Origin of the sequence: Streptomyces chiangmaiensis, from assembly GCF_036281785.1 — a bacterium.
GTDB lineage: Bacteria > Actinomycetota > Actinomycetes > Streptomycetales > Streptomycetaceae > Streptomyces > Streptomyces chiangmaiensis.
Window position 1 is genome coordinate 20,951 of sequence record NZ_JAYWVC010000045.1, and the last position, 25,539, is coordinate 46,489.

Here is a 25,539-nt window from a genome sequence, read left to right on the forward strand (position 1 = left end):
GTGGGTGGTTCGCGTCGTGGTTCGTGTCCCCATCAGGGCCGGACGTGGTCGCTGCGCGCTTCGAGGCCCTCCCGGGAAAGGGTGAAGTTCTGCTGGAAGGAGCCGGGGCGCAGGTTGTGCGTGACGGACTTGACGTAGTAGTCGCCGTCGTACGCCCGTCCGGAGCCGCGCACGCCGACAAGCTGGCGCGGCTGGAGGAGATAGCCGTGCCGGTTGACGTCCAGCGAGCCTGAACCCGAGACGACGTCTGCGGACACGGCCGCACGCGCGAGCAACTCGGCCTCGGCCTGCTCGCGTTGCTGCTTGGCTGTGCCCGAGAGCGTCTTGCGCTTCAGGGCCGGGGTGGGCCGCCTGCCGAGTGGTGGGCGCAGCGGGCTGATCGGCGGCTGCGGAAGCAGCGTGGCCAGCCGCGTGCCGGGGTCCTGCCACCGGGCCTGGGGCTCTTCGCGGGCGGTGCCGTCGTACGCGAACGTCAGCTGGTCGACAGTCGAGTTGGCGTCCATGTTGACGTTGAGGGCGTGCTGGCGGATGCCGAGGCGTACTTCAGGTCCCCAACGAGCCGAGGACTGACCGGGGTTGGGCCCGGGCTCCAGGTAGAAGGTGTAGCCGTTGGCCCGGGCGAGCTCGGTGACGTACTGCAGATCGGTCCCGGTCTGGTAGTGCACCCGCAGATCCTGATGCGGGGGCTGGGCGATCTTCTCGGTATAGACGTCGGGTCGGATGCCGTAGTCGGAGTAGCGGCGCAGGATGGCGAGGACGCGCTGGGAGGGCGGGAGGTTCGGGTACGGGGCGGTGCGCTCCTCCAGGTCCATGAGCAGCGTCAGATCCTCGCCGGTGACGGTGAGGGTGGAGTGGCCGGGCTGGTTGCTGGCGCCGACCTCCTGGCGGACGATCAGACCGTCGAACAACACCTCGGGCGTGCCGCGGACGCTGACGGTGACGATGAGACGGGTCTTGGGATCGAAGAACCCCTCCGGCAGCAGGCGCTGGTTGATCAGCCCGTTCTTGGTCAGGTCGAACGCGAGCTGGAAACCGCTGCGTTCACCAGCGGTGGCGGTGATCTGGGCGGACAGCAGCGCCTCGGCGACCTCGACGGGGACCGGGCGGGCGAGAGTCGGCCCCATGAGAAGGGTGACGTGGACGGGGCCCTGCCCGACGGGGAGCTCAGACACGCCGGTCTCCACGCGGAAGGCCGCCGGCGAGCGGAATCCCGATGACGCGCCCGGCCTCGTCCGTCAACTCCCGCGGGTCGAGTGCGGGGTTGGCGTCGGCGATCCGCCACCACTGACCGGGGTCGCCGAAGAACCGCTGCGCGAGCAGATCCGGCCGCTCGCCGGCGCCCACGGTGTGCGGCTGGGTGTCCTCGTCGAGCGGCGGCAGCAACCGGCGCTTGGAATAACGGACTTCGGTCCCGTCGGCGAGCCGGTGGACACCGATCTCGGCGTCGTGGTAGCGGCTGGTGCGGGGGTAGGGGTGGGCGCCCGGTATGGCGTCGAGGGCGCTCTCGTACGGCTCGATGTCGGCCATGGTGTGCTGCTCAGCCCCTTCCGGTCACGAGGTCGGTGCCACCGAGCCCGAGGACGCCCAGGCTCCCACCGCGCGCGGCGGCGGCGAGCCGCTCCTTCTGCGCGAGGTGCGCCATGTAGAGATCGGCACCGCGGTGCCCGGCGGGCAGGTCGCTGACAGTCAGGATCTTCATGCCGATGGAGAGCGAGGCCCGTATCGGATTCAGATTCACGTCGAAGGCGGACTCGTTGACGGACAACTCGGTGAGCCGCACGGGCATCACCCGCTTGCTGCCCCAGGTGAACAGCGTCAGCGGCATCTCGATCGGGCTGATCTCGATGGTGCCCTTCTGCGACAGCTGTGTCGCGGCCCGCAGCTGAGCGGTGGTCGGCTGCACGAGCATCTCGAGCGTGGCGAGCTGCGGATGGATCCCGTCGGGCGCAGCGACCTCGAACTGGTCGGTGGCGTCGATCTCAGCGGTGAACTTCCAGGTCTCCTGGGCGGGACCCTTGAGGCGGAGGGCCTCGTTCCGATCCCCGTTCCCGGCACCTCCGCCGGCTCCGTCACCACCGTCCCCGGCGGACTGCGGCGCGATGCTGCGCTCCAGGGTGTCCGGATTGAACTGGAGCACAATGATGCGCTGGGGGGTGCCGGTGTCGGGGGCGACGACGACTATTCCGGAGCGGATGGGTTTGGGTATGTCTGCATAGCGGGTCACGGTTCGCCTCTGCCGCTGTCGGTGGTGTGCATGGATTCAGAGCTGCCGGATCACCATGGACCACCAGTTGTCCGACTCCTTCAGAGAGCCGGGGTCAAGGGTGGTGAGATACGCGGTGAGTAGATCCTTGTAATCGGCTTGCTGACTGTCGTCCGCTGCCTTACTGAAGGCCTTGTACCTCCCGATGCGATACAGGAATTCGATGAAGTTTCCGAGCGACTCGTTGACGACCTCGATCTCGACGTTCTCAGCGACCAGGCGTGCGAGCAGGATCTGCCCGTCCAACGGGTTCAGGTAGTAACGGAGATCGGAATCGCTGTGCGGTGCCCCCAGCGTCACAAGCGTGACCTGCGTACCGCCGATGCTAGCGGAAACACCATCGAAGGTCTCCGGGTCGGAAACGACCTCCGCCGAGAACATCCCGGTAAGCCGGTCGGGCAGACCGACGTCAAAGAGCTCTGCCGCCTCAATTCCCGCCGATTTGAAAACCTCGCGGTCCGAGACGTCGAGGCAGGTGATATTGCCCGCCCCAAAGAGGTCGATGAGCTGCTGCTGAGTTGCCATTATTTCCTCGCCGGTGTGGTGTCTACTTGCTCGTAATGAAGCGAGATGATTCGTCGTGCTACTTCCACCATCCCTTGATGACGAACTTTACCAGTCGACCAACTTCCAACTTTTGCATCCCGGTTCGGATTTGGCGGCCAACCTTCGAGTTGGTGTTGTTGTGCAGTTGCCTCATGGTCTCCGGATGGTCTTCGCCAGCCCCCTGAAGCTCACGAAGATGGTCCGCCTGCTTATTCATCGCATACTGCCTGGCGGCTTCGGCGAGATCCGGGTCGCTCTTGAATTTGTCCATGATGTAAGTCGCGAGGGCATCGCGATACGAATCCTGAACCGTGCCGCTTCGCCTGCCGGTACCGTCGACCTTCTCGCCCCTGAAGGGTGAGAGTTCCTCTTGGTCCTCAGATTCCCACCGCTTGAGCTCGACTACCTTGACAACGAAGTCAATCTTGTCCATTACCTGTTCGAACTCGATGGGAATGGTGGCGCGGTCCTGCTGTCCCGGCAACGGACGGGAGTCACCAATTCCTCTGGACTTCTTGCGCTTTACCTGCTCCCGGCCAGTACCAACAGTCTTGGCGAGCGCTTCGATCAGTTTGTCGGTCTTACCCTTGGCCCATTCGCTGGTCTTGATGTCCTGCAGGTCGTTGGGCATCTTGGCGATCATTTCCTGGAGCTCCACCTCGGCGAGGTTCGCCTCACGGGCGCCCTTGATCCTGTTCTCCGCTTCGATCGCGCGCTTCAACTCCTGGTACAGCTTCTGGAAACCCTTGGCGAACTCCGTGTCCGATTCGTCACCCTGAAGCAGGAACCAGTCATCGAACTCCCTGATGCCCACCCTCTTCTGCATTTCCTTCAGGACTTCGGAATCTTCGCCGTCCAGGACCAGTTGTACGCGCTGCCGGTCGGCCTCGCTCACCTGCCGTCGCGGGTTGAGCAGGGCGTTGATCGCGTACTTGGAGGAACCTTCCAGGTTCAGCTGGCTCAGGCGGTACCAGATGCGCAGGCCGCTCAATGTGGCTCGCATGACGGGCTCTTTCGTCCCGCGCCGGAGAATTCTGTCCAGGCGAGGCTTGATGCGTGCCACGATCTTTGCCAGACGTGCCTCCTTCGATTCCTTGGACTTCTCGTCCTTCTTCCGCTGGTCCTGTTTCCGCCTCTTCTGTTCCTGTCGCCGCTTCTTGTCGTCCCGAAGCCGGTCCTTCTTCCGCTTGAAGAAGTTCCGCAACTTCGACGCGCCGTTCTTGAGGACCTTGCCGAGCTTCGACTTCTTCAGCTTCCGGCCGAGGGCCTTGGCCGCGTTGCCGACCTTCTTCAGCGCCGACTTGACCGCGCCCTTGGCCTTCGCGAGGGCCTTGCCGACGGGGGACTTGTGCTCCTTTGCCTTGGTCGGCTTGGGACCCTCGATCTCCTTCTGCTTCTTCTTCGGAGTGGAGTCTGGGGTCTGTTCCTTGGCGGGATCCTGTTCCTTGTCCGGGGTTCGGTCCTTGGACGGCCCCTGCTCCTTGTCGGGCGTCCTGTCCTTTGACGGATCCCGATCCGATGTTCTGTCCTTCGCCGGCCCCTCAGCCCTGTCCTTCGGCTTTGTCTCCGCCCCGTCAGGCTTCTTCGCCGGCCCCTTAGGCGTCGCGTGGTCCTTCGGCTTCACCGGGGACTTCTCTTCCGGTGACGGCTTGCCCTTCGGCCTCGGCTTCGTGCCCTCCCGGGACAACGCCTGCCTGGCCTTCCTCATTGCCCCCCGCGCCGAGTTCACCGCCGCCCCCGCCGCCTTCTTCGCTCCGCCCCCCACCTTCTTCAGGCCGTCCATGATCTTCTGGGCCATGCCCTTGACGCGCTTGCCGACGCCCTTGGTCGCTGAAGACAGCTTCTGGAGGAGGAAGTTGGTGATGAAGTCGAGGAGGGCAACGACGCCTGCCGCGACCGCCTCCGCAAAGAGGCACGCCGCCGGTCCAGCCTTCACCGCCTTCAGGTACGCCCAGAACTTCCCGAACGCTGACAGGATCGAGCTGACGGTCGACCAGGCCGCCATCAGGCCCTGGATGATCGTCAGGATCGCCCCGGCTGCCGGGACGATCATCGAGACGACCTTCTCTATGACCAAGGTCGCGATCATCATCGGCAAGGACGCGATGATCGCGTCCCACGCCATCTTGCCGATCTGTTTGATTGATACGCAGCCCTTGACCAGGACGTCGATGACCGCCTTGCCGAGGCCGAGGATGCCCTCGACCTTGGTGTCGAACCACTGCTTGACCGCCACCTTGATGGCGCCCCAGAGGTGGTCGGTGATGCCGGTCTTCGCAGAACTGCCCGCCTTGGAGATCCAGCCGCCCGGGTCCGGCGCGATGTCGGCGACCAGTGCCGCGAACTTCCCCAGCGCCTCGATGGCCGCCTGCGCGAACTTGATCGCGCCCTCGATGACGGCCTGGTAGGCCTTGATGACCGCCTTGACGCCCGCCTCCAGGACGTCGAGCAGTTTGTTCAGGCCGGCTGCCAGCGCGTCCAGGAGCGTGTTGACGGCCTTCTTCAGGCCGTCCGCCAGCTTGTTGACCGTCGCGATGGCCGCGTCCCGCAGACCCTCGATGGCCTTGCGGAAGCGATCTCGCAGTTCGGGGAATGCGGCGAGGAGCGTGTCCCCGATGGCGATCAGGACATCCGCCAGCGCGTTGATCGCCTTGATGGCGAGATCGCGGACGAAGTCGATGGCCTGGTTGGCCCACTCCTTGAACTGGTCGATGATCCCGTTGACCGCCTTGCGGGCGGCGTCGAAGACCGCGGTGACCGCTGCAAGCAGGCCCTTGAAGAAGTCGGCGACCTTGTCGGCGATCCAGCCGAGCAGGCCTCCGGAGGGCTTCTTCTTCTCCTCCTTCTTCTTCTTGGCCTCCTTCTCGGCGTTCTCGCGCTCGGTGTCGATCTGGGCGTTGTCCTTGTCCTTGCGCGCGCCGATCTCCTTGTCCTTGTCGTCGCGCGCCTTGACGATCTCCTTGTTCTTCTTGTCGTGCTCGTCGCCGGACTGCTTGTCGGCGTCCTCGACCTTCTTGTCCTGCTCGGCCCGCCAGTCCTCGCGCTGCTTGTGCGTCTCGTCGGCGACCCTGCCGCGCTCGGCGGTCTGCTGCGCGGTGTTGCGCTCGACCTCGCGGTCGATCTCGTTCTGCTTGTCCTGCTTGGCCTGCTGCTCGCTCTGCTGGTGCTCCTTCTCCTTGGCACCGAGGTCGCCCTGCGCCTTGCCCGCGGCACCGGTGATCTCGGTGCCCTTCTCCTGCTTGGCGACGGCCCCGACGCCGGCCTTCGGCGCGGGCGTCGCCTCGAGCGCGCCACCCTTGCCGCCCCCGGAACCACCGGAGGCCTTGCCGGTGAGCTGCTCCCGGGGCGCGTCGGGGAAGACCTGGTCCTCGCCCATCGGCTTGGCCGCGTCCTCGCGCCCGGTCGTCTGCAGGTCGGACTGCTTGTCCTTGAGCGCCTTGGCCTGGTCGTCCGTGCGGGTCGGGTCGCTGGCGCCCTCGAGGCGGATCTTGGGCGCCGGGCCGACGGTCTTGTTCTCGAGTGCGGGGTCGGTGGTCGGGACCGCGTCGGCCGCCGCCTCGACGTTCTTGGCCTCGGCCTCGCTGAGTCCCTTGTCGGGCACGGCAGGATGCGGCGGCGGAGGCACGTCCGAGGCGGGCTGCTGGCCCTCGGCCTTGTCGCCGCCCTTGGCCTTCTGCTTCTCGCCCTGGTCCTCCGGGCCGACCCGCTCCACCTTGCCGGTGACCCGAGCGGCCGCGGGTGCGGCCTCGGGCGGCGCGGAACGCGTCTGCGGCGCACCCGAAGGACGTTCCCGTGTCGGCGGGGCCGCGTCGAGCCGCTTCTGCTCGTCGGCGATCTTCTTGTCCGCGGCCTTGTCGACCCCCGGCATGGCGGCGGCCGCCTGGTCGGGCGCCAACTTGCTCACGGTCTGTACGGCCGCCTTGGGGTCCTGCCCCGAGACGTCTGGCGGTTCCTCCTGCTTCTGCTCGGGCGCGGCCTCGCCGCCCCCTCCGCAACTGCCCTGCCCGTCCTCGTCCTTCTCGGGCGCGGGCGCGGGCGGCGCGCAGCCACCGCCGTCCTTCTCCAGGGAGGCCTCCGGCCGGGGAGCGTCGGTCGCCGCGGTCTGGCCGGGCCCGTCGGTCTGCTCTGCGGCCGGGCTCACCGCCGCCTGTGCGACGGACGGCGCGCCACCCGGACCCGCGGCCACCGCAGGTCCGGTCTTCTCGGCCGCGCCGACCGGTCCGCGCGGTGCGGCGCCGGGACCGGTCTCTTTGGGCACCTGGCTCTTGGCCTGGGGCGCCTCGCGCTCGGAGCGGGGCGGTTCGGCACCGCGGCGAGCGGCGGGCGAGGGATCGCGGTCCTCGACAGGTGTCTTGGGGGTCTGTGCGCCGGCCGGCCGGGACACGGCGGCCGCGACCGGACTCGCCACGGAGGGCGTGGGTCCCGCAGTCGCCGGGGACAAAGCGGTCGGACGGGTCTCGGTGGCCGCACGCTCCCTCTGCTGGTCCTTCTCCTCCTGCTCGTCCTTGGCGTCCGGCCGCTCGTCGTCACCGTCCGCCGAGTCCGAACCGGAGTCGGCCTTAGTCTGCTCCCTCTCCTGCTGCTGCTCCGGGTCGGGCTTCTCGGTCTCCGGCTCGGGACGCTCCTTGTCCTGGGTCGCGAGATCCGGGCCGACCTCCTGGTCCAGCGGCTTGTCGGTCTCCTGGAGGTCTTTGGTGCCTCGGTCATGGGACTGCGCGACGGGTCCGTTCTCGGGCTGCGCAGCCTCGCCCTCGACGGGCCCCTCGTCCTGACCGGGTGCCTTCGCCTCTGGTCCGGCCCCGTCCTCGTCCTGCTCCTGTTCGTTCTTCTCCCGCTCCTGCTCGGTCTTCTCCGCCTTCGTCGGCGGCGGAGTGGGGAAGGAACTCAGCGACGGTTCGGCGGTACCCGGCCCGAGTTTGTCCGCGGTGGGTACGCCGGACAGGTCGAGGTCGGCCTCGGGCAGGTAGTCCTCGGGCTTGAGCGCGGGCTCGTCCTTCTCGCCCGGCGCCTGGGCGCCCTCGTCCTCTCCGGCCGCGACCTCCTGGTCGGCGCCCGCTTCGAGGCCGAGCGGCCGCTCCTCCTCGCGCGGCTCGGTCTCGGCGCCGCCGTCCTCGTCCTTCTCGTTGAGCCCGTGCTCGGACAACGCGGAGTCGGGCCGCTCGGCCCGTTCGTCGACCTTTTCCGGGCGCACAGGGCCGGGCTGGGCCTTCTGCTTCGGATCCGGCTCCTCGAGCTTCGACCCGGCAGCCGGCTGCGTCTGGTCGTCCTGCCGCTTGCGCTTGTCGGCGCCGGGCGCGGCGGCCTGCTGCGGGTCGGCCTCCTCCCGCTCGCGCTGTTCCTTGCGCTCTTCCTTGGCCTGTTCGGTGCCCTCTTGCTGTCCCTGGGCTCGTTCGTCGCCGGCCTGGTCGGTACGCTCGCGGTCGCCGGCAGCCTGCTCGTCCTCCTGCTGCTGCTCCTCCTTGGCCCGCTGTCGGGAAGCGTTGCGCTCGTCCTCCTGCTCCGTGCGCTGAGCGGCGTCCTGGTCCTCGGTGGCGGCGTCCGCACGGGCCCGGCTGCGGTCGCTGCTGCTCTTGGCGTCGCGCGTCTTGGCATCCCGCTGCTCTTCACGGGCGTCGGCGGAGCGCTGGTCGGCGGAGCTGCGGTCGGATTCCTGCTTCTTCTTCCACTGGATGCGTTCGACGCCGAGCTCTGCGAAGAGGTCGATCTCCGGCAACGGAGCGTCGGCGGGCTGGAGTTCGACGGGGCCGAGACGGGCCTGGTCGGCGATCTCCAGGAGCTGGTCGTACTCAGGGGTGAGCAGCCGGTTCTCCAGGCGCTCGACGACCGCGTCCTCCAACTCCTCGGACATTCGGGCCAGCTGGAGCCGTACGCGGCCGGAGGCGTCGGTCGGATCCCCGCGCAGAGAGCGCAGCACGTTGCCCGCGAGCCGGTCCACGAGGGTCGCCGGGTCGACGGCCTCGGCGCGCATCCGGTCGGCGTCCACGGTGGCGTAGCGCAGCCAGCCCGGAGTGGCCTGACCCTCCTCCACCTCCGGGGCGGACTCGTCCCGCCCGTGCCGTACGAGCTCCCGGGCCGCCGACTCAGCCTCCTGTTCGATCGCCTGCTGCGGCAGACTCACCGCGCCCGGCTCGCGCCCCGCCCGCAACGCCCCCAGCCCATGCGGGTTCTGCACCGTGTGCAGCAGTTCGTGGGCGAGGAGACGGCGCCCCTCGTCGGTGCCCGGTTTGAAGGCGCCCTCGCGGAAGAGGATGTCCTGGCCGACGGCGACGGCGTCGGCGCCGAGGAGTTCGGTCAGGTGGCCGGCGTCGCGGCCGGTGTGGAGGCGTACTCGGCTGAGGTCGTGGCCGAGTTGTTCCTCCAGGTCCCGGCGGATGCCGGGGTCGAGGGGCTGGCCGGCGCCGCTGACGATGTTTTTGGGCTCGGGGGCGCGGGACTTGGCCGCACGCTCCTTGCGCTTGCGCCGGCGCTGTTCGGCGGCCTGATCCGCACTCGCCTGCTGGAACTGGGTGCTCATAGGGACACCTCCCCGTGACCGCTGAGCCCTTCGTGCACCGCGCGGGCCAGCTCCTGGCCCAGGCGGCGCGCGGACAGGCCGGCAGGCAGTGTCGCGAGACCGCTCAGCGCGTCGACGCTCAGGGCGCCGTTCGCCGCCACGGGCACGCCGTGCAGCCGTACCAGACGGGCCAGTTCGCGCTCGAACTCGGCGGAGACGCGCTCCGGGTCCGCCCTGAAACCGTCGAGGACGAGTTCGCCGATCTCCACGCGGATCGCCGAGGGCTGCCTGCTCACACCCATCCACGCACCTCCGCGGGGGTCAGCGAGCGCTCCAGCTTGAGGTACTCGGTGCGGGCGGCCGCGAGCATGTGCCGCATCTGCAGCCGGTCGCCCTCCTCGGCGGCGAGGAACGCCCCGGACAGGGCGATGTTGCGGATGGAGCCGCCGGCCACGGTGAGCCGGGCGAGGAGTGCGGGGTCGATGTCCTTCACCGGGGCCTGCGGCGGCAGCACGCGCCGCCAGATCTCGGCGCGCTCGTACTCGGCCGGGAAGGGGAAGTCGACGACGAAGCGGATACGGCGCAGGAAGGCGGTGTCGAGGGCCTGTTTCATGTTGGTGGTGAGGATGGCGAGGCCGCGGTAGGCCTCCATGCGCATCAGCAGATAGCTGACCTCCAGGTTGGCGTACCGGTCGTGGCTGTCCTTGACCTCGCTGCGCTTGCCGAACAGTGCGTCGGCCTCGTCGAACAGCAGCAGCGCGCCGCCGCGTTCGGCGGCGTCGAAGACCCGGCGCAGGTTCTTCTCGGTCTCGCCGATGTACTTGCTGACGACCTGCGAGAGGTCGATGACGAACAGGTCGAGGTCGAGCTCCTTCGCCATGACCTCGGCGGCCAGTGTCTTGCCGGTGCCGGAGCCGCCCGCGAACATCGCGGTGACGCCGAGGCCGCGGCGCAGGGTCGCGGCGAAGCCCCACTCCTGGTGGACGGTCGCCCGCTGCCGCACGTGCGCGACGATCTCCCGCAGCACGGCCGTCTGCCGCTCGTGCAGGACGAGGTCGTCCCATCCGGCCTGCGGCTCGATACGGCGGCCCAGTTCGTCCATGCCGATCCGGGCCTCGTCCAGACCTGCCCGCCAGGCGAGTTCCGCGGGGTCCAGCTCGTCCTCGTGGGGCAGCCGTCGGCGCACGGTGGCGGCGGCGGACCGTACGACGTGCGGGGGCAGCTGGAACTGCGCCACCAGGGAGCGGAGTTCGGTGTCACCGAGGTCGGTGACCTCCTCGAACGCCTGGGACCAGAGCGCCAGTTGCTCCTCGTCGTCGAGTTTCGGCACGGGCACGCGGACGCCGTGCGGGCGCCCGCTGCTCAACGGGTCCTCGCCGGACACGACGACGGGTACGGCGGCCCCGGACAGGAACGCCTCGGTCGCGGCCCGCTGGTCGCGGTCGAGATCGCCGGCCTCCACCAGCAGCGCGGCGGGCAGCAGAATCGCCTCGCGCTGCCACAGCCGGGCCAGCCGGTCGCGTTCGGCGGGGTCGGTCGGCACGTCCTCGGCGCTCATCGCGTACAGGCCGAGGCCGCAGCGGGCGGCCGCGGCGGCGGCGATGTCGGCCCGGCTGCGCAGGTCGCCGCCGGTCACCTCGACCAGCATCGGTGCGTCGGGGCTGCGGACGTCCTCCGTCCAGCCCTCCGCGAGCCGGCTCGCGGCAAGGTCGTAGGAGGGCGGCAGCGTGTCCGGTGCTGGGGTGCGGCGCAGCTGGCCGTGCAGCCGGGCGTCCAGGTAGGGCGAGCCGAGCAGGAAGTGCAGGATGCGCTCGTCCAGCCGCAGCCGGGAGGTCGTCAGCCGGGTCTCGTCGTCGAGTTCCGCGATGCGCCAGCGCCTGAGCGGCGCCACGGGCGTCAGCGCGCTCCAGTGCGGCTCGGCCAGCGCGGCCAGCGCGAGGGAGAAGGTGGGGTACGCCCGCTCGGGGTCACCGCAGGCGGCGGCGCAGCGGGCGGCGGCCGTGGGCTCCAACTCGTGGGCGGCGGCGAGGAGTACGAGGTCGCGCTCGAAGGCGGTGAGGCCGAAGCAGGCCACGAGGGCGTCGAGGGGGGCGGTGCCGGGGCCCTGGGCGGGGACCAGCTCGGCACCGGGTGCGTCGCCCTTCCCGGCGGACCGCGCCGCGTGCGCGTCGACCCGGGCCAGGACACGCTGGATCTCCGCGGTCAGTGTCGTCCCGTGCTCGTTCGTCCCCATGTCCTCACCTGCCCCCGCCGTCGTCATGCCGCCTCACTTCTCCGTGCTGTCGTCGCCCTGCCGCGGGGTCTGCCTGCTGGTGCGGGGCGCCGTCTTCCGGGCACGCGCCGGGGACTTGACGGCGGTTTTGGCCACGGCTTTCGCCGGAGCCTTGGCCGCCTTCTTCGCCGTGTGCGGAGCGGGCGGTTTCGGCTCCGCCTTCTCGACTTCCTCGGACGCACCGTCACTTGAAGAGTCGGCGTCCTTCGGCTCAGCCCCCGGAGGGACGGGCGCCCCCGGGGCCCCGAACGGCAGTACCTTCACCTCGGGCCGTTCGACCGGCTTCCCCGCCACCGGTGTCTGACGTCCGTCGATGTAGACGAGCGTCGCCTGGTAGACCACGGACAGCGTGTACGGCGTCTGGTAGAGCATCCCCCACAGCTTCGACGTCTCGTCGACGTCCATCACCGTCGGCGTGAACCGCACGCGCTGCGCGGACTCGGCAAGGTTGCTGCCCGTCAAGTAAGGGCGTTCCCCCGCGAGTTCGACGGCGTCCTTGGGCAGCACCGGGATCTCGTGCAACGTGCGCACCACGGAGCCGATCAGCCGCTGCCCGACCAGCTCCTTCTCGTCGCCGTACGCGCTGATCAGATAGTGCAGGTCGAGCGCCGCGGCGGGCCGCTTGACCAGGGTGCCGTCGGAGGCCCGGGTCGGCAGGTCATTGTTGCGCTGCGAGGTGTTGGGCGTGACCTGGTAGAGGAACACCGAAATCGTCGGCTGCTCCAGCTGCGGGTCGGCGGGCGGCTTGCGCGGCTCGACCTTGACGGCCTCGCCGAACTCCGGCCCCACGTTGTTCTCGATCAGCAGCGCGAGGGCCTGGGTGACATGGGCGATGGCAAGTGCGTTGCTCATGACGTCAGTTCCTCGGTTCCTCTCGGCCTGCTGATTCCTGTCCGTGGTTCACTCGCGCCCCCGCGCCAGATACTCGGCGAGGCTCAAGGCCGCCCCGGCCCGCGGCTTCGCCGGCGCCCCCTGCCGCCCGCCGCCCGAGGGCTGCGCGGTCACTTCGAGCCGTCCGATCTGCACCTGCACCACTTGCTCGGCGCCCCGCGCGGTTCGCCGTGCCGCGGCCTGCCGTACGGCGTCGCGTGCTGCCGCCGTGTCGGCGGCGCTGGGGCGCAGCGCCGCCGACACGGCGTGAGGTGCGGCCTCCGCTCCCGGGGGGATGAGTGCGGAGGCTGCGGTCCGTGACGTCTCCGGCTGCGCCCTACGCCCCCGCCCCGCCGCGCGCCGCCCGGCATCGGGCAACGGTCGCGGCCCGGGAGCGACAGGCGCCGCGGGTCGCAGCAGGTGCGCCTCGGCGCGTACCGACGCGGACGGTCGCGGGGCCGGGTCGGCCGGTTCCCGTTCCGTGCGTACCACGGTCCGCTCCCGTTCGGTGTGCGTGCGCGTCGGAACGGCCGCCGGGCGCGGCACGTCCGCAGGCGGCACCGCGGCCGGCGTGGTGGCGGGCCACAGCAGCGCGTCCTCGTCCACTTCCGCCGCACGGGGCCGTACCGCCTCGATGCGCTCGAACGGACCGGGCAGCCGGGGACGCACCCGCACCGCGGCCGATCGCGGTGCGGTGTGCCGCGCGATCAGCCGGTCGAAGAAGTCCGCGTGGGCCGGGTGGTCCGGCGCGTCCGGGGAGTCAGACATCCGCACACAGCTCCAGGTAGTAGCGGCGCCGCGTCGGGCTGAGCGCCAGGATCTCCGGCTCGCTCCAGCCGTAGGCGGTGGCGAGCAGATGGACGTCGAGCAGCACGTCCCGTGCCCAGGCGTCCAGTTCGGTCCAAAGGTAGGAGGCGATGTCCAGCTCGGCCCGGGTGGCCGCGCCGCACTCGGGGCAGGCGACGCTGAGCGCCAGGTCGGCCCCCGGGTCGGCCGCCTCCACGGCCTCGGCGATCCGGCGCTGCACCGCGGCGGGCAGCTCCGAGGCGGCCACGGCGGTGCCGCCCCGAGCCGCCGAGACCAGGCACCGGGCGATCAGCGCTGCACGCGGATCCGCCGAACGGGCCGCGGCCTGCAGATCGGCGACCCCAGGCAGCCTGAACTCGACGTCCCAGCCGCCCTCCCGCACCCGTACAACCGACTCGCCGGGCCCGGCCAGCGACCCGGCGAGCTCCCCGGCGTCCAGGTCGAACTCCATGTCCTGGCCGCACGAGGAGCACTCCAGACGCACCTGCATCCGCTCGCCGAACAGCGCCCGGCGCAGTGCGAACAGGTCCGCCTCGCGCTCGCCCACGGGAAGGGCGGGCAGCCGCGAGACGTCGACGTCCGGGCGTGCCGTGCGGTGCAGCAGCAGCGCCCGCCCGACGGGCGCCTCGCCGAGCCCCGCCTCCCAGGCGGCCAGCAGCGCGGTCGCCGCGGTATTCGCCATGTCCTCCCCCGGATCCCTCGACCAGCCCTACGTCACGCCGGGTTGAGGAACGAGGGCTCCTCCGGCTCGGGCACCTCGTAGTCCCGCTCCCAGCCCTCGCACTCGAGCTTCAGCGACTGGATGGCCACCGCATTGGCGTTGGCGTCCAGTTCGCCGAGCACCTGGTACTCGCTGGGCCAGGTCCGGTACAGCTTGTGCGAGACGGCGACCTGGCCGGCCTCGTTGAGGACCTGGATGACGATGTCCTTGCGGAAGTCGGCGAGGGACACCTCGGAGCCGAGCCCGGCGCCGACCTGCCAGACCTTGTTGGCCCAGCGGTCGAACTCGGGGTCGTGGGTGACCCCGCGCTCCAGGGTGATGCCCTCGAACTCGGAGCGGCCGGGCGATTTGCGCGGGGAGGACGGGTCGCCGCCGTGGCGGTGCTTGACGACCTCGGTGGTGCGCTTGAGCGGGCTGATCTTGCTGATGCCGGCGACCGTGCGACCGTCCCACAGGACCAGGAACTTGAAGTTCTTGTAGGGGTCGAAACGATGGGCGTTGACGGTGAACTCTGCCATCGGATTCCTTCAGCTCTCCACGATTCCCGGGGCCTACAGCTCGAACTGGCCGGACGTCTGCTGGATTTTGACGATCACGAACTCCGCCGGGCGCACTGGCGCAATGCCGACCAGGACGTTCACGACGCCGTTCGCGATGTCCTCGTCGGTGGTGGTGTCGCTGTCGCACTTGACGAAATAGGCCTCGCGCGGGGTGCCGCCCTTGAAGGCGCCCTGTCGGAAGAGGTTGTGCAGGAACGAGGATGCGCTGAGGCGGATCTGCTGCCACAGGTTCTCGTCGTTGGGCTCGAACACCACCCACTGCAGGCCGCGTTGGAGGCTCTCCTCGACGTGCAGCGCGAGCCGCCGTACGGGCACGTACTTCCACTCGCTGTCGAGCGCGTCGGTGCCCTCCAGGGTGCGGGCGCCCCACACCGTCGCACCGGTCAGCGGGAAGCTGCGCAGACAGTTGACGCCCAGTGGGTTGAGCAGTCCGGTCTCGCGGTCGGTGAGGTTGACGGTCAGCGAGTGCACGCCCGCGAGCCGCGCCTCGGTGCCGGCCGGGGCCTTCCACACGCCGCGCTCGGAGTCGGTGCGCGCGACGACGCCCGCGACTGCGCCGGACGGCGGGAAGGACCGGAGCCGTCCGGTGAGCGGGTCGGTCAGCTGGAGGTGCGGGAAGTAGAGGGCCGCGTGGTTGCCGCGGACGGCGTCGAAGGCGGCGAGGCCCGCACGCGCCGAGTCGACGCTCACCCAGGTGGCGGGGGCGTCGACGAGCAGGAACATCCGCCGCTCCTCGCACAGACGCTGGGCCGCCGAGACGACGGTGACGGCGTCCTCGGTCTTCTCGTACGCCGCCAGCTCGGGCAGGACGAGCAGGTTGACGTCGGCCACGCCGCGCAGAGCCTGGATGCCGGACTTGCCCGCCTCGGAGCCGATCAGGTCGCTTGGTCCCGGGGCCTCGCCGTCCTCTCCGCCCTCGAGGGGGAAGACGGGCGGGTTGACGGAGGCCTCCAGGCCGAGGTCGTTGGCGCATTCGCCGACGAAGCGGACGACGTCCTCGGGGTCCGTGGAGCCCGCGATCACCTGGAGGCGCCGGCCGAAGGCGGTGACCTCGGTACCGGCGAAGGCGTGCTTGCCGGGGGCGTCGGGCAGGGCGCGCAGCTTGCGCTCGAGCAACAGCGCCAACTCGGTCACGGAGGAAGGGGCTTCGCCGTCGGAGTCGGCGTCGTAGAGCGTGAACTCCCGCTCCACGTCGCCGATCTTGACGGTGAGGCCGACGGCCAGGTCGGGCAGTTCGTGCCCGAACGGCTTGGAGACGGTGCCGGACGGGTCGGGGCGGCCCTCGCCGACGACCTCGACGCGGATCAGCCGGGAACCGGCGTTGATCACGGTCGGCGCGTAGCTGCCGCTGTCGGGGTCCGCGGACAGGCCGGTGAAGCTCTCGCGAGCCTCGCCGCGGGCGTCGTGGACGCGCAGGTTGAAGGTCTCGTCGGGGCAGCTCGTGTCGTGGTCGACGGCGATGCGCAGCCCGTTGCCCCAGACGCCGGGCTCCTTGGCGTGCACCTCGAGGACCTTGCTCCCGCTGTGTCCCTCGGTGGACTTGAGGGTGACGTGCGCGGCCTTGCCGCTGCCGGCCTTGGTCACGCGGACGATCACGGCGACGGTGCCGCCGTTGCCGAAGAACTGGTGCACCGCGTAGCCGACAGCGCTGCGCGCGCTCAGTCCGCCGAAACGACGCTCGAACTCCGCGAAGCTGGTGACGCGTACCGGCTCGTTCAGCGGACCGCGCCGGGTGTGTCCCACGAAGGCGGTCACTGAAGTGGTCAGGGTCGAGATGGTGCGAGTGCTGCTGGGAAGCTCTTCGACGTAGACGCCGGGATACATCGGCTTGGCGGCGCTCACCGCGCTCATCGGCTTTCCCCCTCCTATACCTGTCTCGGGCACCGGACGAAGGCACCAAGAGAAGACAGCGGAGGGACATGTTCCGGATCGGCGCGGCACACAGCCCCGCACGACTGGACGACGGCGGCCGAGCGCACCGCATCAGTTCCCCCGTCAGCGCCCGGACGATCGACCGCCCGGGTCAAGCAACGTGCTTGTGACTCCTGATGCCCAAGTGCTCAACCCACCTTGGTTCGGGTGTGGTTGTCGAAACAAGGCACCTTCCGGCCACCCCGTGAGGAGGTTTCGTGAAGGCCTGTTTCCGGTACTCGCACATCACGCCCGCGCGCCCCCGACAGGCGATCCACAGCTTCTGCACGGGCGGTGCCGGCTCAGTACGACGCCTCAGCCCCGGCACACCCCAAAACCTGGAGACTTCGAAGCGGTCACCGTTCACCCGCCCTCGCCCCTTCCGCCACTCGTACCCAAACCACTGTGGCCGAATTCGCGGGGTGCCTGACCGGACGGTTGGGTGATCCTGGCGCTCCCGTAGCGGATGACCATGCTCACCCGCTGCACCCAAGGTCAGGCGGCGCCCCTTGCTCTGCGCACCCGACCGCGATCGGGAGTACGTGCCCTCAGAGATCGACTGGCGACGCGTCTTTGCCGGGCCAGGGGCGTACCCGCGTCATCAGGCACTCCTCCAGGACGGACGCGTACAGGGCGGCTCGGGTGCCGGCAGGGTGGTTCGGCGGCCAGACCCCTCGGCGGAAGACGCAGCGACGGCCTCGGAAGAGCACCACTGTCGTGGCGGCGACGACCACGTCGCCCGTAGCGTCGGGTACGACTTCGCAGGTGAGTGACTGCAGTTCGCCGCCACGTCGTTCGCAAAGATCCTGGACAGCCCGGAGGGCGGACCGCAGGAATACGTCCGTGTATTCCTGCGGCCCGGCCCCGCCGGCGGGGTCGTCATTCACCGCAGTTGCGCATCGCGCTGTCCGTCGGGGCCAGGACGGCCTCACCGCCGTCGGCGGGAGGGACGAGGCGGACGCCGTTGACCTCGATACCGGCATCGGCACCGGTCGAGGACAGTTGTCGGTTCACGATGAGCCGGCCACCTCCGACGAGCGGGATCTCCGTATTCGGATCACCCGACACGGTAACCGGAATTCCCGCGACCTTCAGGGGCTGCGCGGAGGTGTCGGAGGCCAGGTGACCGGCGTCACCGGCGAAGGACGCGCGCAGCGGGACGGTGGCGGAGTCGGTCACCGGCTGGTCGACCAAGGTGACGGTGCAGGTTGCGGAACCGGTAGGGCTCGTCGTAACGCGCACGTCTATTGGTCCTCGCCGGTACCGAGGGTGACACGCGCACTGTGCCCGGGCACCGCGTCTCCACCGAAGTCGACGAGTCCGCCCGCATGTTGAGCCAGAGTGCCGTTGGCGAGGCGCCGCACGACGGTGGAGTCGAGTCTCGTCGCAGAGGTCAGACCCAGTTCGGTGGATGTGCTGGACGGGTTGTGGTCGTCGTCGCCGAAGACGACGGTGACCGGCACCGTGTTCGACGCCCCCTGCGGCTGGCCGGCCGAGTAGATAGTGCAACTCGCCTTACCGGAAGCGGTGGTGGTGCCGGTGCACGTCTGCTGAGTGACCCCCGTGCCCAAGGCGAACCGCATGGCACGGTTGTTGACGGCCATCCCACGGCGAGTCCTGTCAAGCACAGGGTCAGCCGGTACATGAGCGTGGCCGACATCCTCGGCGGGCTGATCCATGAGTACCGCAACGCCACCTGAGGAAGATCAGGAAAATCGGCGAACGCCCAGGTCGGCGCATAGGCAGGGCCCTTGGAACCCTACGGCGGTGCCCAAGTCGGTGAGGTCTGCGAGAGCCGCGTGTCACCGTCCATCACCTGCCGCCGCCAGGCTGACGAAGAGCCCGCAGTCCGTCAAGTCCGAACCCGCCTTCCACCACGCGCCGGCACGTCGGGGCGTGATCTACGTCACCAACGCATGGTCGAGAGTCTCATCGCCGGGGCAGGCGAAGTGTCCGGGTGACGCACATTGTGATCACAGAACTCGCCAGTAGGGCAGCTCGGGGTGAGTGCCCGTCGACTACGGGATCAAGATATGAACGCTCCGCCGCACTGCGTCGACTCTCCGAGCAGCCGTGAACGGGCCGAGACCATGGCGGACAGGGGGAAGGCCACCGATGCGGCCGTCGCCGCGCTCCACAGGGGAATCCGGGAGAGCAGCCTGGACAGCGAGGCCGTGGGCGCGACCCTCGAGGGCCGCGTCGACCAGCTGATGACCGGCCTCGACGACCTCGGTGCGCTGCACGAGCGGCTGCGCGGACGCGATGCCGGGTGGCAGGACGCCTACGACGCCTACAACAGCACGATCGCCCGGGCCTTCGCCCTGGAAGGATCCCTGGCCGTCATGCACGGCCCCGACACGGCCTCGGCGGCGCGCGTCGTCCTCGAACTGGCGCATGCCCGGGAGATGATCGCCCGCGAGGACGCGCTGATGGGCTCCGCGCAGGTGTCGGGCCGTATGACTGAAGACCAATATCTGGAGTTCACCGGCGCGGTCCACACCCAGCGGTACCTCCTCTCCGCCTCCGCGGACGATCTACAGGCCGCCGACGCGGCAACGTACCGGAGGGTCCTCACCGGGACCGCGATGTGGGACCTGCAGGCCGTCGAAGACGCCGTGCGCAAGGCAGGCGATGCCGGGCGAGCCGGACACGTCGCCGCGTCCGCCGGCTGGAGCACGCCTGCCGGAGACGTCCTCCAGCAGCTCGCACAGGCGCAGCAGCAGGCGAGCACGGGCGCCGCCGACAGCGCGGACCCCCTCTCGTTCGACGCCCTCGGCGGCTCGGGCGCCGCCGTGTTCCTCGGCCTTGTGGGCGTGGTGCTCTCGCTGGTGATCTCGGTCAGGATCGGCCGTGGCCTGATCGTCGAACTCGTCGGCCTGCGCAACTCGGCGCTCAGGCTGGCCGGGCGCGAACTGCTTCGTGCCATCGCGCGGCTTCACGCCGGCAAGCCCGTCGACCTCGATGCCGTAGCACCCGTGCATGCCCATCGCGACGACGAGATAGGCCAGGTCGGCGCCGCATTGGTCGCCGTCCACCGGGCCGCGGTCAAGGCAGCGGCCGATCGGGCCGAGGTCCTGCACGGCATTTCCGGCGTCTACGTGAATCTCGCGCGCCGCAGCCAGGCCCTGGTGCACCGTCAGCTCGCCCTGCTCGACACGATGGAACGCCGCAACGAGGACCCGGTCGAACTGGAGGATCTGTTCCGGCTCGACCATCTCACCACCCGGATGCGCCGCCACGCGAAGAGCCTCATCATCCTCTCCGGTGCCGTGCCGGGGCGTGGCTGGCGGCATCCCGTTTGGCTCATGGACGTGGTCCGGGCGGCCGTGGCCGAGGTCGAGGACTACGACCGGGTGCTGATCACAGAGATCCCAGAAGTCCGGCTGCCCGGCGCGGCCGTCGCGGACTTCACGCACCTGCTTGCCGAACTCGTCGAGAACGCCACGGCGTTCTCACCTCCGCACACCACGGTGCGCGTGTCCGCCGAGCGCGTCGGCGCGGGCCTCGCCCTGGAGATCGAGGACCGCGGACTCGGTATGGAGCAGTCCGCGCTCGCCGAGGCCAACCGGCGCATCGCCGACACCGAACGGATCGACCTGCTCGACAGCGGCCAGCTCGGCCTGTTCGTCGTGAACCGGCTTGCGCACCGCCTGGACGTGCGTGTGGCCCTGCGCTCGTCGGTGTACGGGGGCGTCGTCGCCGTGGTCCTCCTGCCCGGCCAAGTGGCGGGCGAGCCGATCGACGAGGCTGGTGACGGTGCGGCGGTGAGGGAAGCGGCCGAGGACGGTACGACCGCCGGTCTGCCCCGCCGGGCCCCGGTCAGGCCGAGTGCCACCGTCTCGGCGCCGGGTGCGGCCGCGGATGCCGGCCAGGTGGATGGGGCTCCGGCTGCCCCTGATCCGGTCCCGGTGCACACGCCGGAGGAGTCGGCACGTCCTACGACCGCACAAGGTGCGGAGCCCGTGCTCCCCACGTCGAAGTCTGCTCCCGCCGAACGGCCGTCGCCGACCGCCGCCGGAGACCCCCCGTCGCCTGCGGGTCGGCCCGAACTGCCCCGCCGCGTACGCCACGCCGGTCCGGCACCCGAGTCGCCCGACGAGACCGAACCGCACGAGCAGGCGCGGAAACGGTCCGGGAGAACACCCGAGGAGGCCCGCGCCACCATGGCGTCCTTCCGGGCGGGCTGGACCCGCGGCCAGGCCGTCAGGACGGGGCCGCGCCCTCAGAGGGAGAGCGACCACGAGACAAGAGGCGAAGGACTGCCGGTCGGCACGTCGAAGGCGCTGTCCAGGGACGACGGAGAACGGTTCGCGGCGATCGCCTCCGGCTTCCACAGCCTCGCCAAAGGTGCCGGACGCCACTTCGAGGCAGGCAGGGTCGTCCAGACACTGGTCGAGCTGGAGGACGGATTCCTGTTCGTCGGTGGGAAGAGCTCGCCAGTGGCGCCCTGGGCGCGGTTGTACTCGCGGACACCCGGAGGCTGCGGGACTCCTTCCCCGCCGTCGACTACTTCGAGCGGGGCGCAGGCTGCCGTTCATCGTGGCCGTCAACTGCTTCGACGGCGTACGCGATTACAGCGCGCGGGAAGTGGCGACGGCCCTCGACCTGGATGAAGGGACGCCGGTGGTGCTGTGCGACGCGCGGGATCGGGATTCCGGGAAGGAGGTCCTGATCACGCTGCTCGAGCTGGCGGGCGGAGCATCGGTCGATCCCACCACCGCAGAATCGGTGTGACATGGGCCCGGGGGACGGTATGTCCGCTCTCGCGGGCGCGGATGATTTCTCCTGTCTCGCGGGCGCGGGCTGGGGATCCGTCCTCAGTGTTCGGAACTGCGCCGCGATGGTCCAGGTAGATGATGGTCCTCCTCCTGCCGTCGGTAGTGGGGGCCGGCCGGCCGACGTTGTCGAATGTCGAACCCGGGGGGTCGGCGCGTCACCCTCGGGCTGAAAGATGTGACGCCCCAACAGGTCATGTCTACTACGCCAGTTGGTCGACGCGTCTGGTCGGCTCCCCCTCGTCGGCTCAGCAGCGCCCGGTCCCCCGCCTGCCGACGAGGCGTGGAAGCTTGGTGAGGGCCCGTCACATCCCCATGCGCCACCGCCGGTCCGCCGGCCCGAATCGGCCCGCCACCCGCGCGAGCGACAACTCCGACTCGACGCTCCCGCCCGCCTTCAGCCGTCCCCGACTTGGCCAAAGAAAAGAATCCCGGCCGGGAGACAAGGCTTCACCGGAGCATCAAGGGTCCGCACCGTCGGCGAACGGTCGGGAAACGTTTGCCATTTCGAGGGCCCGGTGCCTTGTACGACGCGGATCTACGCGCGTATCTTCACGCGGACTTGAAAGAATCACACACCCCCCACATCTGAGCCGCGCCATCGACATCCGCTCCCGTCAGAAGGTGACACCCACGTGTCCTCACGCATACCCCCGGCCCTGCGCGGCCGAGGTGCCAAGGCCCTCCTCGTGGCGCTTCCGGTCGGTCTCACCGGATCGCTCATCGCGCTTCCCTTCACCGCGCAGGCGGCGCCGTCGTCGGACGCCGCCATCTCCGAGGTGTACGGCGGCGGTGGCAACTCGGGCGCCTCCTACACCAATGACTTCATCGAGTTGGGCAACGCCGCCACCGCACCCTTCGACCTCAGCGGATGGTCCGTGCAGTACCTGCCCGGCTCGCCCTCCGCCAGCAGCAAGTGGCAGGTCACCCCGCTCGCCGGCGCCCTCCCCGCGGGCGGCACCTACCTGGTCCAGGAGGCCAAGGGCTCCGGCGGTGACACGCCCATGCCTTCGCCCGACGCCACGGGGACCATCCCCATGTCGGCGACCAGCGGCACCGTGGCACTGGTCCACTCGACCACCGCCCTCACCTGCCTGACCGCTGCTGACTGCGCGGCGGACGGCACCATCAAGGACCTGGTCGGTTTCGGCACCGCCGTGGTCCGGGAGGGCTCCCCCGCCACCGGCGCCGGCAACACCACCTCCGTCTCACGCGACGCCACGTTCACCGACACCGACGACAACTCGGCGGACCTGACCGGTGCTGCTCCGAGCCCCCGTAACAGCACAGGTGGCGGCACCGGCGACCCCTCGCCCACCCCCACGCCGTCGCCCACCCCCACCCCGGGCAGTCTCCGCATCCACGACATCCAAGGCACCAGCCGGATCTCCCCGCAGAACGGCAAGACCGTCACCGACGTGCCCGGCGTGGTGACCGGTGTGCGAAGCACCGGCTCGAAGGGCTACTGGATCCAGGACCCCGAGCCCGACGGAAACCCGGCCACCAGCGAGGGCATCTTCGTCTACACGGGCTCCGCCACGCCCCTGGTCAAGGTCGGCGACTCGGTACTCGTCTCGGGCAAGGTGAGCGAGTACTACCCCGGTGGCAAGAGCAGCGGCACTCAGTCCGTCACCGAACTGACCGGACCGACGGCCGTCGCCCTCTCCTCGGGCAACACGCTGCCGGAGGCCCAGGTCATCGACTCGGCCACGCTCGCCGACGCCTATGCGCCGCAGGCACAGGGAGCGAGCATCGAGGCCCTGGAACTGCAGCCCGGCGCCTACGCGCTGGACTGGCTGGAAGCCCACGAAGGCATGCGTGTGCAGATCGGCGACTCCCGCGTGGTGGGCGCGACCAACGCCTACGACGAGACGTGGATCACCACCAAGCCCGACGAGAACCCCACCCCCCGGGGCGGGACCATCGTCACCGGCTACGACAACCCCAACTCCGGGCGTCTCCTGGTCACCTCGCTGACCGGTGATCAGCTCAAGGCCGACGTGGGCGACACCCTGTCCGGCACCACCGCGGGCCCCGTGGACTACTCCGACTTCGGCGGCTACAACATTCAGGCGACCACTCTCGGAGCGGTCGAGCGCGGTGGACTCACGCCGGACGTGGCGAAGAAGGGCAAGTCCGACGAGCTCTCCGTGGCCACGTACAACGTCGAGAACCTCGACCCGACCGACCCGCAGAGCAAGTTCGACCGGCTGGCCAAGGGGATCGTCACGAACCTGGCGGCCCCGGACATCGTGAGCCTGGAGGAGATCCAGGACAACGACGGTCCGAAGGACGACGGAACGGTCGCGGCCGACAAGACCATCGCCCAGTTCATCGACGCCATCAAGGCGGCCGGCGGCCCGTCCTACGACTGGCGCGCCATCGACCCGGTCAACGACTCGGACGGCGGTGAGCCCGGTGGCAACATCCGCAACGTCTTCCTCTTCAACCCCGAGCGCGTCACTTTCGTGGACCGGCCCGGCGGCGACTCCACGACCGCCGTCACCGCCGTCACCACGGGCAAGGACGACGTGCGTCTGTCGGTCTCCCCGGGCCGGATCAACCCCACGTCGAACGCCTGGACAAGCAGCCGCAAGCCGTTGGTCGGTGAGTTCCGGTTCCGCGGCGAGCAGGTCTTCGTCGTCGGTAACCACTTCAACTCCAAGGGCGGCGACCAGCCGGTGCACGGCGCCTTCCAGCCGCCCACGCTCGGTTCCGAGACCCAGCGCATGGCCCAGGCGAAGGAGGTCAACGCCTTCGTCTCGGACCTGCTGGCCAAGGACCGCAAGGCCAGGGTCGTCGTCCTCGGCGACTTGAACGACTACCAGTTCTCCAAGCCGCTGGCCGCCCTGACCTCGGGCGGTGTCCTCACGGACGTCATCAACACCCTGCCGGTGAACGAGCGGTACAGCTACGTGTACGACGGCAACTCCCAGACGCTGGACCACATCCTGGTCTCACCGGCCATCAAGAAGTTCCACTACCAGGTCGTCCACATCAACGCCGAGTTCTCCGACCAGACGAGCGATCACGACCCGCAGGTGGTCCGCTTCAAGTAGGCGGTGCTCTCCGGGTCACTCGCCGTCTCCATGCCCTGTGTGGCGTGCACGCGGTCGCGTGCACGCCACACAGGGCACCAGGACTCACATTCGTGGACACTCCCGGCTACGCCCCGGTGTCGGCCAACGGCACGGTCGCCGACGGCGCGGATCTGCCGTCCTTCACGACAGGACGCGGCTCGTTGCTCGGCTCCCGCCCCGTCCCCTGTCTGAAGATCAGCACCACGAGCGGTGCGAGCGGGCACGCCCCCTTGCGTACTCACGGCCATGTCGTCAGTGAGCGCATCCCCCCTGCCGGTGGGGCGGACGTCGAGGAGCCTACGCCGGCACCATCACGTACCGCACCTGGTGCGTCGCGGTGCGGATGGAACAACCGTCGAGGACAGGGGGGCGGCACCCTGGAGGAAGAGAAGGCGTGAAGACGGGAGAGGAGGCGTGATGCGGACCAGTGACGAGATCTATCACCGGGTCCGCTGGGACCCGCGTTTCGACCCGGCCCGGTTTGTGCTGGGGATCAGCCAGCGCAGGAATGCCGTCAAACGCATCCCGCTGTCTTCCTTCGTGCCCGGGGGCGACATCCCGTGGCACCGGGTGGTGTTCATCGAGGCGGACGGCGAGGTGGTCTGGGACCGGGCCACGGGTGTGGACCGCATCGACGCGTCGGGCGCCGGCCGGGTGCGGGACCCGCAGGCGGACCTGAGCTTCGAGTCGAGCTCCGGCAGGGGCGGGCCTGCCGGCGTCCTCGACGTGTCCCCGACGGCCCGCACGGCGGTGGCCTGGATCCCGCCTGCCGAGCTGTGGCCACCGATCCAGGACATCCGCCGGGACTACGATCCGCAGCTCCAGCGCTGGCCGCCGCACGTCAATGTGCTCTTCGGCTTCGTGCCGGAGTCAGACTTCGAGCGGGCTGCCCCGCTGCTTGCCGCGGCGATGGCCGAGACGCCGGTCTTCACCGCCCGGCTGGACGGAGTGTGCACCTTCCGGCACAGGGCGTACTTCACCGTGTGGCTCGACCCGACGGCGGCCGGCAGGGCGCCGTGGGCGGACCTGCACCGCGTTCTGCGGCAGCGGTTCCCGCGCTGTCGTGGGCCTGCCAAGGACTTCACCCCGCATCTGTCCCTGGGCCGGACCCGGGATCCGCGGCGAGTCACCGCCGACTGTGCCACCCGGCTCGAGGCCATGACGGCGACGGTCTGGGAACTCGTCCTGCTCTCACGCACGGGCGACGGGCCGATGCGGCCACGGGCCACGGTCGCCCTGCG

The 25,539-nt window shown here is 69.8% G+C and carries 17 protein-coding genes and 2 pseudogenes; 5 read left to right on the forward strand and 14 right to left on the reverse strand.

Annotation, left to right across the window (positions count from 1 at the left end):
* Positions 1-32 precede the first annotated feature (32 nt).
* The 14 genes from VXC91_RS16125 to VXC91_RS16190 all read right to left on the reverse strand — a co-directional run bounded on the left by VXC91_RS16125 (position 33) and on the right by VXC91_RS16190 (position 18,047).
* Positions 33-1,172: a hypothetical protein gene (locus VXC91_RS16125; protein WP_329507959.1), complete on the reverse strand. Its 1,140-nt coding sequence runs from the start codon at positions 1,170-1,172 to the stop codon at positions 33-35.
* Positions 1,165-1,527, reverse strand: coding sequence for a hypothetical protein (locus VXC91_RS16130; RefSeq protein WP_329507960.1), 363 nt, complete (start codon positions 1,525-1,527; stop codon positions 1,165-1,167). The genes VXC91_RS16125 and VXC91_RS16130 overlap by 8 nt, the downstream gene beginning before the upstream one ends.
* Before the next feature lie 10 nt (positions 1,528-1,537).
* Positions 1,538-2,224: a hypothetical protein gene (locus VXC91_RS16135; RefSeq protein WP_329507961.1), complete on the reverse strand. Its 687-nt coding sequence runs from the start codon at positions 2,222-2,224 to the stop codon at positions 1,538-1,540.
* 36 nt (positions 2,225-2,260) lie between these two features.
* Positions 2,261-2,788 (reverse strand): SUKH-4 family immunity protein, encoded by a 528-nt coding sequence (locus VXC91_RS16140; protein ID WP_329507962.1) that lies wholly within the window; start codon positions 2,786-2,788, stop codon positions 2,261-2,263.
* A gap of 58 nt (positions 2,789-2,846) precedes the next feature.
* Positions 2,847-9,323, reverse strand: a complete 6,477-nt coding sequence (locus tag VXC91_RS16145) for an eCIS core domain-containing protein (protein WP_329507963.1) — start codon at positions 9,321-9,323, stop codon at positions 2,847-2,849.
* On the reverse strand, positions 9,320-9,604 hold the full coding sequence (locus VXC91_RS16150; protein ID WP_329507964.1) for a hypothetical protein: 285 nt from the start codon (positions 9,602-9,604) through the stop codon (positions 9,320-9,322). Before VXC91_RS16150 ends, VXC91_RS16145 begins: the two co-directional genes overlap by 4 nt.
* Positions 9,595-11,535, reverse strand: a complete 1,941-nt coding sequence (locus VXC91_RS16155) for an ATP-binding protein (RefSeq protein ID WP_329507965.1) — start codon at positions 11,533-11,535, stop codon at positions 9,595-9,597. Before VXC91_RS16155 ends, VXC91_RS16150 begins: the two co-directional genes overlap by 10 nt.
* Before the next feature lie 33 nt (positions 11,536-11,568).
* Complete coding sequence (locus VXC91_RS16160) at positions 11,569-12,426, reverse strand: DUF4255 domain-containing protein (RefSeq protein WP_329507966.1); 858 nt, start codon at positions 12,424-12,426, stop codon at positions 11,569-11,571.
* A gap of 48 nt (positions 12,427-12,474) precedes the next feature.
* Positions 12,475-13,212, reverse strand: coding sequence for a hypothetical protein (locus VXC91_RS16165; RefSeq protein ID WP_329507967.1), 738 nt, complete (start codon positions 13,210-13,212; stop codon positions 12,475-12,477).
* On the reverse strand, positions 13,205-13,933 hold the full coding sequence (locus VXC91_RS16170; RefSeq protein ID WP_329507968.1) for a T4 family baseplate hub assembly chaperone: 729 nt from the start codon (positions 13,931-13,933) through the stop codon (positions 13,205-13,207). The genes VXC91_RS16165 and VXC91_RS16170 overlap by 8 nt, the downstream gene beginning before the upstream one ends.
* Positions 13,934-13,965: 32 nt before the next feature.
* Complete coding sequence (locus tag VXC91_RS16175; protein WP_004003113.1) at positions 13,966-14,490, reverse strand: phage tail protein; 525 nt, start codon at positions 14,488-14,490, stop codon at positions 13,966-13,968.
* Positions 14,491-14,523: 33 nt separating this feature from the next.
* The gene (locus VXC91_RS16180; RefSeq protein ID WP_329507969.1) at positions 14,524-16,383 is read right to left on the reverse strand and encodes a phage tail sheath subtilisin-like domain-containing protein; all 1,860 of its coding nucleotides are present in this window, start codon (positions 16,381-16,383) and stop codon (positions 14,524-14,526) included.
* 939 nt (positions 16,384-17,322) lie between these two features.
* Entirely contained in the window at positions 17,323-17,685 is a 363-nt protein-coding gene (locus VXC91_RS16185; RefSeq protein ID WP_329507970.1) for a choice-of-anchor P family protein, read from the reverse strand.
* Positions 17,686-17,687: 2 nt separating this feature from the next.
* Positions 17,688-18,047, reverse strand: coding sequence for a hypothetical protein (locus tag VXC91_RS16190; RefSeq protein WP_329507971.1), 360 nt, complete (start codon positions 18,045-18,047; stop codon positions 17,688-17,690).
* Positions 18,048-18,533: 486 nt separating this feature from the next.
* Between VXC91_RS16190 and VXC91_RS16195 the strand changes: the two are divergent.
* The 5 genes and pseudogenes from VXC91_RS16195 to VXC91_RS16215 all read left to right on the forward strand — a co-directional run.
* Positions 18,534-20,804: pseudogene (locus VXC91_RS16195) on the forward strand (nitrate- and nitrite sensing domain-containing protein); the annotation flags it as partial.
* Positions 20,805-20,866: 62 nt separating this feature from the next.
* Positions 20,867-21,177 (forward strand): annotated as a pseudogene (locus VXC91_RS16200) (GTP-binding protein); the annotation flags it as partial.
* A gap of 676 nt (positions 21,178-21,853) precedes the next feature.
* Positions 21,854-24,277: an endonuclease/exonuclease/phosphatase family protein gene (locus VXC91_RS16205; RefSeq protein WP_329507972.1), complete on the forward strand. Its 2,424-nt coding sequence runs from the start codon at positions 21,854-21,856 to the stop codon at positions 24,275-24,277.
* A gap of 44 nt (positions 24,278-24,321) precedes the next feature.
* The gene (locus VXC91_RS16210; protein WP_329507973.1) at positions 24,322-24,696 is read left to right on the forward strand and encodes a hypothetical protein; all 375 of its coding nucleotides are present in this window, start codon (positions 24,322-24,324) and stop codon (positions 24,694-24,696) included.
* A 19-nt stretch (positions 24,697-24,715) separates the two neighbouring features.
* The coding region (locus VXC91_RS16215) for an RNA repair domain-containing protein (protein ID WP_329507974.1) at positions 24,716-25,539 on the forward strand (824 nt) is incomplete at its 3' end.